This is a genomic window from Clostridium intestinale DSM 6191, from assembly GCF_900130055.1.
GTDB classification, from domain to species: domain Bacteria; phylum Bacillota; class Clostridia; order Clostridiales; family Clostridiaceae; genus Clostridium_T; species Clostridium_T intestinale.
In genome coordinates this window covers 128,299-140,378 of the sequence record NZ_FQXU01000010.1, presented here as the reverse complement: position 1 = coordinate 140,378, position 12,080 = coordinate 128,299, and the positions used below count along the sequence as shown (strand labels likewise).

The window sequence follows — 12,080 nt, the reverse complement described above, 5'->3', positions numbered from 1 at the left end:
ATAAATAATGGAAGAATTTAATTTAGGTGATGTAGTATTAATGAAAAAACAACATCCTTGTGGAAGCTCTGAATGGGAAATAATAAGACTAGGAGCAGATATAAAAATAAAATGTGTTGGATGTGGAAGGCTAGTAATGCTACCTAGAAATAAATTTCAAAAAGGGGTAAAAAAAATCGTAAATTCTACTAAAGAGGAAAAAAGCAAATAATTTACATAATAATGCTTGAAATAGATATATAAAAGTGATATACTAGTTTATTGTAAGTCCCTGCTATGTTTAGCATAGCCAATAGTCCGGAGGGAGGTGAAAAGAATGAGAAAATATGAAACTATATTTGTAATACACCCATCATTCGAAGAGGAGGCTGTTAAAGCTACAATCGAGAAGTTTAAAGGTGTTATTGAAAATGGTGGAGGAACTGTTGACAACGTAGATTTCTGGGGTAAGAGAAAACTTGCTTATGAAATAAAAAAAGTTAACGAAGGATTCTACACATTATTCAACTTCAGTGCTAACCCAGAATTACCAAGCGAGTTAGACAGAGTATTTAGAATAACAGACGGAATCATAAGACACATAATAGTTAAAGAAGAGAAATAAGGTGGTGTTTTGAATGAATAAAGTAGTTCTAATAGGCAGACTTACTAAAGATCCTGAGTTAAAGTTTACTCCAGGAAATGGTACTGCAGTAACCACTGTAACTCTAGCAGTTGATAAGTATAATTCTTCAACTGGACAAAGAGAAGCGGACTTTATCTCAGTAACAATATGGGGTAAACAAGCGGAATCTACGGCTAATTACATGAGCAAAGGAAGCTTAATGGCTATTAGCGGTAGAATACAAACTAGATCTTATGATGCTAAAGATGGAACCAAGAGATATGTTACAGAAGTTGTTGCTAATGAAGTAAGCTTCTTGAGCAAATCTAATTCTTCTTCAAATGGAAGAAGCAATGGTTTCAACAATGGTTCTGAATATAATGCGCCACAAGATACATTCGGTGGTGGAATGAGCTTTGAAGAGGATATGACTCCTGTAGATGATGGAGACATTCCATTCTAAAATTTAGGTAAGGAGGGAAAATGATGAGCAGAGAAGTAAGAAAAGGCGGCAAGATGAGAAGACCAAAGAGAAAAGTTTGTGCTTTTTGTGTTGATAAAGCTGACTCTATAGATTATAAAGATATAAATAAGCTAAGAAAGTATGTTACTGAAAGAGGTAAGATATTACCAAGAAGAATTTCAGGTACATGCGCAAAACATCAAAGACAATTAACTGATGCTGTAAAGAGAGCTAGAAATATAGCTTTATTACCATTTACAACAGAGTAAACAAAAACCCCTGTATAAGGGGTTTTATTTTTTATTATGAGAATTTTAAAAAGGTATAGTTGAAATAGTATCAAAAAAAAACTAAAATAGATATACAGGGTATTGAACAATAAAGGGGGGAGCGGTCCTTGAAGAAAGATAATTTAAATATAATGGGTGACATAAAGTTAATCGAAGAAATGAAAGCTCAATTATTGTGTATAATAGGAGAATTTTATCTATTATTAACTAAGGGAAGTAATGTGGCTAAAGATGCAGTTTTAGAGTGTATATCTTCAGCAATGATAATATTATATCTACTAGGAGAAAAGCTCGGATATTCATATATACAGATAGATGAAAATACAAAAGAAAAAATAAGAATTGGTATATTAGATGATGATGAAGATAAATATGGAAGTTCACTAAATAAATTGCATAGCCATTTAAAAGATAGAGTATAATTTATAAATATAGAGTACTAAAAATTTATTTAAATGAATGCAAATTATTTATAGAAAAAATAGAGTAGCCTCAAAAATAGCCATAAAGGAGGCAATTAATGAAGGAAAGTATTAAAAAGTATGATAAATTAATTATACTGATCATATTACTGACATTGGCGTCTGTATTTTATATATCAGAGAAAATAGGATACTTATTTATAACTTTATTACTGATAGTAGTAGATAGCCTCTATAATATATATAAAAGTAATCAATTACAAAAGAGTTTTTCTACGAAAATAGATAACGTTAGTAAGTATTTAACTAATTCTATAGAAAAAAACATACAAAACAACATATATCCAGTAGCTATAATAAAAGATAATGGAGACATAATATGGAATAATAAAAAGTTTCATAAAGAATTAAATTCGGATAAAAATCCACATTATAATATTTTGAACATCATTAGAGGAGTATCTTTAGATAAGCTAATTAAACAAGACACCAATATACCGCATAGAATAAATCTTAAAGGTAAGATTTATGATGTTTATGCACAGAGAATAGAATTTATAGATGAGAAAGAATCATTTATAATATATTTTAATGATGTAACATATCTAAAAAGTAGCACTGCAACTAAAGAAAGTATCATGCTTATAGAAGTAGATAATTTAAGTGATGTTGTAAAGTCTATGGAGGATGATAATGGGCCTCTTTTAGTAGCAGAAGTTGAGAGAACCATAAATAACTATGCGTCCAACCTAGGAGCAATGATAAGGAAGTATGAATCAAATAAATATGTATTATCTGTATCAAATAAATTAATTGAGGAACAGATAAAGAAAAAATTTGATATCCTTGATGCAATAAGAGATATAGATATGGGAAATAAAATAGATGTTACATTAAGTATAGGGGTTGGAATAGGTGAAAATTCATCTGCAGAAAATCATAGTTATGCAGTAACAGCAAAAGAGCTTGCTTTAGGAAGAGGCGGAGACCAAGCAGTAGTAAAATGGAAAGAAAAAATATCATTTTTTGGTGGAAATACTAAAGAACTAGAAAAAAGAACTAGAGTTAGAGCAAGGGTAGTAGCAAGAGCTTTAAAAGACTTAGTTTATGAAAGTTCTAAAGTATATATAATTGGACATAAAAATCCGGATATGGATTGCTTTGGTTCAGCTTTTGGGTTATCATCAGCAATAAAGCAACTAGGTAAGGAATGTAAGATAATACTAGGAAATGATAATAGAAATATAGAGTTCTTTATGGAGGAAGTGAAGGGTCATAGTAAATACGATGACTTATTTATTTCAGCTCAAGAAGCCGTAGAGAAAATTGATAAAGAAACTTTAGTTATAATAGTTGACGTTCATAACAGTAATTATGTTCAAGATATAGAAACTGTAAATAAAGCGCAAAAATTAGTTATAATTGATCACCATAGAAGAAGTCCAGATATGATAGAGGGGGCGCTCCTAAACTTTATAGAAATATATGCCTCTTCAACATCAGAATTGGTAACAGAAGTAGTTCAATATATGCTGGATAAACCTAAACTAGAAACTATAGAAGCAGAAGCTTTACTTGCAGGTATATTTATAGATACTAAAAACTTTATATTTAAAACAGGTGTAAGAACCTTTGAAGCTGCCTCATTCTTAAGAAGATTGGGAGCTGACACAATACACATTAAAAAACTCTTCTCTGATGATTTAGAGAACTATATAAAAAAGGCAGAAACTATTAAATCAGCAGAAGTTGAAAATAATATGGCTATTGCCACCTGTCCACCAGAAACCACAGAAATTGTATTAGCAGCCCAAGCTGCGGATGATCTTCTAAATATTACTGGTATTCAAGCATCCTTTGTATTTGTTAAAATAGAAGGAGAAATTTATATAAGTGCAAGATCACTTGGTGATATAAATGTTCAGGTTATTTTAGAAGCTTTAGGTGGTGGTGGTCATATGACCATGGCGGGAGCTAAGTTAAGTGACTTAACAATAGCTCAAGCAAAAGAAAAATTGAAAAAAGCTATAAAAAACTACTTAAAGGAAGGTGAATAACATGAAAGTAATATTACTTCAAGATGTTAAAAAAGTTGGAAAGAAAGGTGAGGTTATTGAGGCGTCAGATGGATACGCTAGAAATTTTCTATTTCCTAGGAAATTAGCACAAGAAGCTACAGGCAATAACTTACACATTTTAAATACTCAAAAAGAAAATGAAAGAAAGAAAAAATTAGCTGAAATTGAAGCTGCTCAGAAATTAGCAGGTGAATTAAAGAATAAAGAAATAACAGTAAAAGCTAAAGCAGGGGAACAAGGTAGACTATTTGGAGCTATAACTAGTAAAGATGTTGCAGCACTTATTAAAGTTCAACACAAAGTTGAAATTGATAAGAAAAAAATATCTATGGATACAATTAAGATAGCTGGAACTTATGAAATAGAGTTAAAGCTTTATCCAGAAGTTACAACAAAAATGAAGGTTGTTATTGTTCCTGAAGCATAAGGAGGATAATATATTGAGAACAAAAAATGAAGCTAATGTATTACAAGAATTGATGAATAACGAGCTTTCTTTAGAATCACAAGTTAATGTACTATTTGATATATTAAAGAATGTATTAGATGAAGGAGCTATAAGAGCAAGAACCGTAAAATATAAGCTTCAAAAATACGTTAAATCTGACTCTATATATGAAAGGGTTTATGCATTAAATAAAATTGCATCAGATGGAAAAGGAATAAAAGTAGTTCCGGATTCCAAAAATATTCATGAAGTTATGGAAGAAGTTTTTGGCTGGGTATCAGAAGAACTAGCAAGAAAATATATTCAAAATAGAATAGAGTCTGATGTAGAACAGGCACTAATGGAAAGACAAGATAAATATATTGATGAAATGAGACTTGGAATAATACGCAAACAGAAAGGTCCTGAAAATGCAAAAACTCTTAAAAAATATGCAGATTTAGAAGTCCTTGATGCTAGAAAAACAAGCAAAAATATAATGAGTTTATTAAGACCTTCAGATTTTGATGAAATAGTTGGACAGGAGAGAGCTATTAAATCTCTATTATCAAAAATGGCTTCTCCATATCCTCAACATATAATTCTTTATGGACCTCCAGGGGTAGGTAAAACTACAGCTGCAAGAATAGCCCTTGAAGCCGTAAAAAAGATGAATTTTACACCTTTTGATGATGACTCAAAATTCGTTGAAGTAGATGGAACAACCGTAAGATGGGATCCAAGAGAAATAACTAATCCACTACTAGGATCTGTTCATGATCCTATTTACCAAGGAAGTAAAAGAGACTTGGCTGAAATAGGAGTTCCAGAACCAAAGCCAGGTCTAGTAACTGAAGCTCATGGTGGAGTATTATTCATTGATGAAATTGGAGAATTAGATGATATTCTTCAAAATAAATTATTAAAAGTATTAGAAGATAAAAGAGTGGAGTTCTCATCTTCATATTATGATCCAGATGATGAAAATACACCTAAATATATAAAGTATCTTTTTGAAAATGGAGCGCCAGCAGATTTTGTATTAATAGGTGCTACAACAAGAGATCCAGGAGAAATAAACCCAGCATTAAGATCAAGATGTACAGAAGTATATTTTGAACCATTAGCAGTAAGTGACATAGAAGATATTATAAAAAATGCAGCTAAAAAACTTAATGTTATTCTAGAAGATGGTGTATCAGAATTAATAAGTAGATATACAATTGAAGGAAGAAAAGCAGTAAACATATTAGCAGATGCATATGGATATTCACTTTATAATAATAAAGAAGACATTCCAGAACAATCTACTATAACATTAAAAGATGTTGAAGAAGTATTAGCTATAGGAAGATTTATTCCTTATGAGAGATTAGATAAAAATACAGATAGTGAAGTTGGACATGTATATGGACTTGGAGTTTCAGGATTTTTAGGTTCAACTCTAGAAATAGAAGCTACAGTATATCCTGCAAAGGAAAAAGGGACAGGCTCAATAAGGTTCAATGAAACAGCAGGATCTATGGCTAAGGACTCTGTATTTAATGCTGCATCTGTTATAAGAAAAGTCACAAACAAAGATATTAAAGATTATAATATACATGTAAATGTAGTTGGTGGAGGAAATATAGATGGTCCATCAGCTGGAGTAGCTATTACAATGTGTATAATAAGTGCTTTAGAAGAAAAACCAATAAGACAAGATGTTGCAATTACAGGAGAAGTATCTTTAAGAGGTAAAGTTAAGCCTGTAGGAGGGATATTTGAAAAGATATACGGAGCAAGAAGAAAAGGAATTAATCTTGTTATCATACCTAAAGATAATGAAAAAGAGATTCCTGATGGCTTAAAAGATATTACTGTTAAAACAGTAAGCTCTGTAGAAGAGGTTATGAACATAATATTTGGTTAATACTAAAAAATAGAGGCATAGCCTCTATTTTTTATCGCATGTGAAAATATAGGTTAATTAATCCAAAGGTAATTTACTTTTGGATGTAAAATTACTATAATCTTTTTATATAGGCATTAATATAGGGTGGTGAAGAGTATGGAAAACAGCATAATGAAGAGTTTGCCACAAAGCATTGAAGCTGAGCAATCTGTAATAGGGTCAATGATTATAGATAAAACAGCTATAGCTCAAGCAGCAGAAGGTTTAAAAGAAGAAGACTTTTATAGAGATTCACATAAAGTAATATTTAAAGCAATAATAAAAATGTTTCAAAAAGATATGGCTGTAGACTTAGTAACATTATTAGAGTATTTAAAATCTACTAGTCAACTTGAAAATGCAGGGGGAGCCACTTATGTTACTGAGATAAGCGGATCAGTTCCAACAACTGCAAATTTAAGTTCATACATAAAGATTGTTTCAGAAAAGTCTTTACTAAGAAGGCTTATAAGGGCGTCTACTGAGATTATTGAGTCTAGTTATAATGAGCAAGGTAATGTAGAAAAAGTATTAGATACTGCTGAGAAAAGAATATTTGATATATCTGAGAAAAGAAGCACTTCTGATTATGAAGCTCTAAGCGATGTTTTGGAAAGAAGTTTTCAACAAATAGAGAAGCTTTTTAATAATAAAGGCGATATAACTGGAGTAGGATCAGGCTTTATGGATTTAGATGCAAAAACATCAGGCTTTCAAAAAGGTGACATGGTTCTGATTGCGGCAAGACCATCAATGGGAAAAACTACGTTTGCACTAAATATAGCTGAGCATGCAGCTTTAAGAGAAGGAAAAAGTGTAGTTATATTTTCTCTGGAAATGTCTAAAGATCAGCTTGCATACAAATTACTTTGTTCAGAGGCAAATGTAGATATGCTTGCGCTTAGAACGGGAAACTTAGAAGACAAAGATTGGGATAGCATAGCTAGGGCTTCAGGACCATTATCAAAGGCTAAAATATATATTGACGATACAGCCGGCGTAACAGTAATGGAAATGAGAAGCAAGTGTAGAAGAATAAAAATAGAACACGGCATAGATCTAATAATGATAGACTATCTTCAGCTTATGTCGGGTTCAGGAAGTGAAAGTAGACAACAAGAAGTTTCTGAAATATCAAGAAGTATAAAAGCATTAGCTAAAGAAATGGAATGCCCTGTAATAGCCTTATCACAGCTATCACGTGCTCCGGAGCAAAGAGCAGACCATAGACCTATGTTATCTGACTTAAGAGAATCTGGGTCAATAGAGCAGGATGCTGACGTTGTTATGTTTTTATATAGAGATGAATACTATAACAAAGAAACAGAAGAAAAAAATGTAGGTGAATGTATAATAGCAAAGCAAAGAAATGGTCCTGTAGGAACAGTAAAGCTTGCATGGTTGGGACAATTCAGTAAATTTGGTAATTTAGACACTGTTCATAGGGATTAATGTTATATAATGAACTATCTTAAAAGCTATCACAATTATTTTGTGGTAGCTTTTTTTTCGATATATAAAAACCATTAAAACTATTTTAACTTCTGATTTGTAGAGGCTTTTTCTCAAGTTCCATTAAAATCCTTTTAGTAATTATGTTTAATAAGAAGTTAAGCACTTTATTACTGTAGAAGCGTTCCTCAGCTTCATCAAAGTTATTTTGCTTGATTTATGTTTAATAAGAAGTTAAGTACTTAAATAGAAAAATAGAAAAATAGAAAAATAGAAAAATAGAAAAGTAGAAAAGTACTTAAATAGAAAAATAGATATCTATTTATATATATAACTATATAACTATATAACTATATAACTATATATAGCATTTATGCGGGTTACAGCTAGGTATGTAATAAATTTTTACCTATATGTATGAAATTATTACCTTAATAAACAAAAATGAAATTGTTTACTGTAAAATAATCTTGTAATAAAAATGAGTTGGAGGGGTTCATTAATGAAAAAAAGAAGAATATTTGCTTTAACACTAAGTACATTAATGTTAGCTGGAGTTATTACAGCATGCGGTAAGAAGGATGACTCAAGTGCTGATGGCAAGAAGGATTTAAAATTAACAATTTACTGCGGATTAATGGAAGATCACATGGTAAAGGTTGTAGAAGAATTTAAAAAAGAAACAGGGGTTCAGGCTGAAGCTGTTAGAATGTCTTCTGGAGAAATTTTAGGAAGAATAAGAGCAGAAAAGGATAATCCAAAAGCATCAGTATGGTATGGGGGACCCGCAGATGCTTTTGTTCAGGCAAGTGAAGAAGGTTTACTTGAAAATTATATATCTAAAAATGCATCAGATATACCAGATAAATATAAGGATAAAGATGGAGCATGGACAGGAATATATGTTGGATATTTAGGGTTTGCGTCTAACAAAAAATTATTAGATGAAAAGGGGGTTAAGGCACCAACTTCATGGAAAGATTTATTAAAACCAGAATTCAAGGGACAAGTATCTATAGCTAATCCTGGATCTTCAGGAACTGCTTATACAATGTTAGCAACAATGATACAGTTAATGGGCGAAGAAGAAGGATTAAAATATATGAAGGAGCTAAATGCTAATATTAAGTCTTATGAAAAATCTGGAACTGCTCCAGCTAGAATGGCTGGACAAGGTGAAGTAATGGTTGGGATATCATTTTTACATGATGGAATTAAATATAGAGAAGAAGGAATGAAGGATTTAGTATTAACAGCACCTGTAGAAGGTACCGGCTATGAGATAGGTTCAACAGCAATTCTTAAAGGTGGTCCAGATCAAGAGGCTGCTAAGATGTTTATAGATTACGTATTAACAAAAGAGGTTCAAGAGCTTGGAAAAACTGTAGGTTCCTATCAATTCTTAACAAATGAAAAAGCTGTAGCACCAGAGTTAGCAAATGAAATCAAAGACACAAAATTAATTGACTATGATTTAGATTGGGCAGGTAAAAATAGAAGTGCTTTAGTTGAAAAATGGAATCAAGCAATAAAATAAATTATTAATAGAGGGGTTTTAGCCCCTCTATTATAAAATAATTTTATAATAGGAGTGGTAAAAATGGGTTTTAGTTCGCGAAGAATTCGGATGAAACATGAAATAAATGATATGAAAAAGATTTGGAGAGATCCAATGCTTTTAACAACTATAATATTTTTAATAATTACGTTATCAATATTTATAATATACCCATTATATTCGGTATTAAAAGTAAGTTTTATAGAAAATCAAGGGTTTTCTATGAATGCATATCTAAAGGTATTAAGAGATATTGATTTTAGAAAGACATTTTTAAACACATTATTATTAGGAACTACAGTGGGAATATTAGCAACATTAATAGGCTTCATATTTGCTTATGCAGATGCTTATATGCGTTCACACTTTAAAAGATTATTTAAAATAGTATCGATATTACCAGTAATATCACCACCGTTTGTATTAGCTTTATCAGCTATAATGTTATTTGGACAATTTGGATTAGTGACAAGGCAACTCCTTGGTATAACTAATTTTAATATATACGGATTTAAGGGAGTAGTTATGGTTCAAACCATGACATTTTTTCCAGTGGCTTATCTTTTACTTATAGGATTATTAAATAGAATAGACCCCTCTTTAGAAGAAGCAGCAAGAAATATGGGAGCCTCTAGATGGAAAACCTTTAGGACAGTTACGCTACCACTTATGCTTCCAGGACTTGCAAATGCGTTTTTATTAACTTTTATAGAAGTTGTTGCAGACTTTTCTAATCCTATGGTTATAGGAGGAAATTTTTCAACCTTAGCAACAAAAATATACATGCAGGCAATAGGAAACTATGATATGGCAGGAGGAGCAGCTATAGCAGTGGTATTACTTTGTTTATCTATTTTATTGTTTGTAGTTGAAAAATTCTGGCTAGAGAAAAAGTCCTACGTTACAGTAACAGGTAAGGCATCAAGAGAGAGGGATTTAATTAAAGAAAATCATATAGTATGGCCGATAGATATATTTTGTTTATTAGTTTCTATATTTGTATTTTCATTTTACTTATTAATACCATTAGGTGGCTTTTTTAAGGTAATGGGAATAGATTATTCATTTACATTAAATCATTTTAAATATGTATTTGATTTAGGAATGAAGTCGCTTAAAGATACAACAATTCTATCTTTATGGGCTACCCCTATAACAGGTATATTAGGGATGGTTATAGCATTCCTTATAGTAAGAAAGAAATTCTGGGGAAAAGGTTTTATAGAATTTACATCCTTACTAGCTATGGCTGTACCAGGAACTGTTTTAGGATTAGGTTATATAAGTGCATATAATACTAAGCCCCTTATATTAACGGGGACAGCTTTAATAATAGTAATAGCATTTATAGTTAGAAGTATTCCTGTAGGTGTAAGATCAGGAGTAACTGCACTTCAGCAGATAGATCCTGCAATAGAGGAAGCGGCTCAAGACTTAGGTGCTAGTACAACTAAAGTATTTACTTCAGTTACTTTACCATTAATAAAATCTGCATTTTTTAGTGGGTTAGTATATACATTTGTTAGGAGCATGACAGCTGTAAGTGCAGTTATATTTTTAGTAACTCCTAAATATCAATTGCTTACAGCATCTATATTATCTCAGGTTGATAATGGTAGATTTGGAGTTGCATCAGCATTTTCAACAATATTAATAATTATAGTATATGCAGCAATAGCTATAATGTATTTTGTTTTAGGTAAGTTTGGAGTAAGTAAAACAGAAAGTAATATTATATAACTAATAGGGGTGAGAGATATGCAAAGAAGTAAAGGTGTAAATATAAAAGATATAACTAAGATATATATAACTCATGAAAAAAAATCAGAATTTAAGGCTGTAGATAATGTCTCTGTAGATATAAATGCAGGAGAGTTCGTTACTCTTTTAGGTCCTTCTGGATGTGGAAAAACCACTATACTTAGAATGATAGCTGGGTTTGAAGTGCCAACAGATGGAGAAATATATCTAGGTGGGGATGTTATAAATGATTTAACTCCAGATAAAAGGGACACAGCCATGGTATTCCAAAGCTATGCTTTATTTCCTCATTTAAATATATATGATAATGTAGCATATGGATTAAAATTAAAAAAGATATCAAAAGAGGAAATAAAAAACAGAGTAAATGATATAATAAATTTAGTAGGGCTTGAAGGGATGGAACTAAGATATCCAAACCAACTGTCAGGTGGACAACAGCAAAGGGTAGCTTTAGCTAGAGCTTTAGTTATGGAGCCAGGAGTACTACTATTTGATGAACCTTTATCAAACCTTGATGCTAAATTAAGGGTATATATGAGAACAGAGATAAGAAAGATACAGAAAAAAGTTAAAATTACAGCTATATATGTAACTCATGATCAATCAGAAGCTATGAGTTTATCAGATAGAATAATAATAATGAATAAGGGTGTTATTGAACAAGTAGGAACACCTAAGGAGATATATTATAAACCAGCATCAGAGTTTGTTGCAGACTTTATAGGTGCGGCTAACTTTTTAAATGGAAAAATATTAGAGAAAAAAGACGAGAAAATTAAGCTTGATATAGAGGGAAATATATTAGAATTAAAATATAATGGTAGCAAAGAAGTCGGGGATATATGTAAAATTATTTTAAGACCTGAAGCTATAAAAATTGGTCATAAGGGTAAAATATCTGGGAATATAGTAGATTCTACATTTATGGGAGCATTCCAAGATTATAGAGTTAAAGTTGGAGAAAAAGTAGTAATGGTAGAAGATAATAATCCTCAAGGTAAGGATGTATTTGAGGTAGGACAAGATATAATGTTAGACTTTATATCTGACAACGTTCATATTCTTTAGAAATATTAAATATAATAAAAG

At 31.1% G+C, this 12,080-nt stretch carries 12 protein-coding genes; all 12 read left to right on the top strand.

The genetic code is table 11. The annotated features are described in order from the left end of the window. Window positions 1-4: 4 nt before the first annotated feature. The 12 genes from BUA92_RS16145 to BUA92_RS16090 all read left to right on the top strand — a co-directional run bounded on the left by BUA92_RS16145 (window position 5) and on the right by BUA92_RS16090 (window position 12,059). The gene (locus BUA92_RS16145) at window positions 5-211 is read left to right on the top strand and encodes a DUF951 domain-containing protein (RefSeq protein WP_073021257.1); all 207 of its coding nucleotides are present in this window, start codon (window positions 5-7) and stop codon (window positions 209-211) included. A 105-nt stretch (window positions 212-316) separates the two neighbouring features. Next, window positions 317-604 carry a 30S ribosomal protein S6 gene (gene rpsF, locus BUA92_RS16140; RefSeq protein WP_073021255.1) on the top strand — a complete coding sequence of 96 codons (288 nt, stop codon included), beginning with the start codon at window positions 317-319 and terminating at the stop codon, window positions 602-604. Window positions 605-617: 13 nt separating this feature from the next. Then, a complete protein-coding gene (locus BUA92_RS16135) occupies window positions 618-1,067 on the top strand; it encodes a single-stranded DNA-binding protein (protein ID WP_021804015.1) in 450 nt (149 codons plus the stop codon). 23 nt (window positions 1,068-1,090) lie between these two features. Then, window positions 1,091-1,336 (top strand): 30S ribosomal protein S18, encoded by a 246-nt coding sequence (gene rpsR, locus BUA92_RS16130; RefSeq protein ID WP_021804016.1) that lies wholly within the window; start codon window positions 1,091-1,093, stop codon window positions 1,334-1,336. A 128-nt stretch (window positions 1,337-1,464) separates the two neighbouring features. Next, window positions 1,465-1,779 (top strand): MazG-like family protein, encoded by a 315-nt coding sequence (locus BUA92_RS16125; RefSeq protein WP_073021253.1) that lies wholly within the window; start codon window positions 1,465-1,467, stop codon window positions 1,777-1,779. A gap of 98 nt (window positions 1,780-1,877) precedes the next feature. Further along, on the top strand, window positions 1,878-3,836 hold the full coding sequence (locus tag BUA92_RS16120) for a DHH family phosphoesterase (protein WP_073021251.1): 1,959 nt from the start codon (window positions 1,878-1,880) through the stop codon (window positions 3,834-3,836). A gap of 1 nt (window position 3,837) precedes the next feature. After that, complete coding sequence (gene rplI, locus BUA92_RS16115; protein WP_021804019.1) at window positions 3,838-4,284, top strand: 50S ribosomal protein L9; 447 nt, start codon at window positions 3,838-3,840, stop codon at window positions 4,282-4,284. A gap of 52 nt (window positions 4,285-4,336) precedes the next feature. Next, window positions 4,337-6,196: a Lon family ATP-dependent protease gene (lonC, locus tag BUA92_RS16110; RefSeq protein ID WP_390888100.1), complete on the top strand. Its 1,860-nt coding sequence runs from the start codon at window positions 4,337-4,339 to the stop codon at window positions 6,194-6,196. Window positions 6,197-6,334: 138 nt separating this feature from the next. Continuing rightward, window positions 6,335-7,669: a replicative DNA helicase gene (locus BUA92_RS16105; RefSeq protein ID WP_073021249.1), complete on the top strand. Its 1,335-nt coding sequence runs from the start codon at window positions 6,335-6,337 to the stop codon at window positions 7,667-7,669. Between the two features lie 502 nt (window positions 7,670-8,171). Continuing rightward, on the top strand, window positions 8,172-9,206 hold the full coding sequence (locus BUA92_RS16100; protein ID WP_073021248.1) for an ABC transporter substrate-binding protein: 1,035 nt from the start codon (window positions 8,172-8,174) through the stop codon (window positions 9,204-9,206). 90 nt (window positions 9,207-9,296) lie between these two features. Then, window positions 9,297-10,967, top strand: a complete 1,671-nt coding sequence (locus BUA92_RS16095) for an ABC transporter permease (protein ID WP_207650355.1) — start codon at window positions 9,297-9,299, stop codon at window positions 10,965-10,967. A gap of 18 nt (window positions 10,968-10,985) precedes the next feature. Beyond that, window positions 10,986-12,059 carry an ABC transporter ATP-binding protein gene (locus tag BUA92_RS16090; protein ID WP_073021246.1) on the top strand — a complete coding sequence of 358 codons (1,074 nt, stop codon included), beginning with the start codon at window positions 10,986-10,988 and terminating at the stop codon, window positions 12,057-12,059. The last annotated feature ends 21 nt before the right edge of the window (window positions 12,060-12,080 follow it).

Bases quoted from the DNA above. Each gene is read 5' to 3' on its own strand.
- BUA92_RS16135 (WP_021804015.1), top strand. From the start codon at position 618: ATGAATAAAGTAGTTCTAATAGGCAGACTTACTAAAGATCCTGAGTTA.
- rplI (WP_021804019.1), top strand. From the start codon at position 3,838: ATGAAAGTAATATTACTTCAAGATGTTAAAAAAGTTGGAAAGAAAGGT.
- rpsF (WP_073021255.1), top strand. From the start codon at position 317: ATGAGAAAATATGAAACTATATTTGTAATACACCCATCATTCGAAGAG.
- BUA92_RS16100 (WP_073021248.1), top strand. From the start codon at position 8,172: ATGAAAAAAAGAAGAATATTTGCTTTAACACTAAGTACATTAATGTTA.
- lonC (WP_390888100.1), top strand. From the start codon at position 4,337: ATGAATAACGAGCTTTCTTTAGAATCACAAGTTAATGTACTATTTGAT.
- BUA92_RS16105 (WP_073021249.1), top strand. From the start codon at position 6,335: ATGGAAAACAGCATAATGAAGAGTTTGCCACAAAGCATTGAAGCTGAG.
- rpsR (WP_021804016.1), top strand. From the start codon at position 1,091: ATGAGCAGAGAAGTAAGAAAAGGCGGCAAGATGAGAAGACCAAAGAGA.
- BUA92_RS16095 (WP_207650355.1), top strand. From the start codon at position 9,297: ATGAAACATGAAATAAATGATATGAAAAAGATTTGGAGAGATCCAATG.
- BUA92_RS16090 (WP_073021246.1), top strand. From the start codon at position 10,986: ATGCAAAGAAGTAAAGGTGTAAATATAAAAGATATAACTAAGATATAT.
- BUA92_RS16120 (WP_073021251.1), top strand. From the start codon at position 1,878: ATGAAGGAAAGTATTAAAAAGTATGATAAATTAATTATACTGATCATA.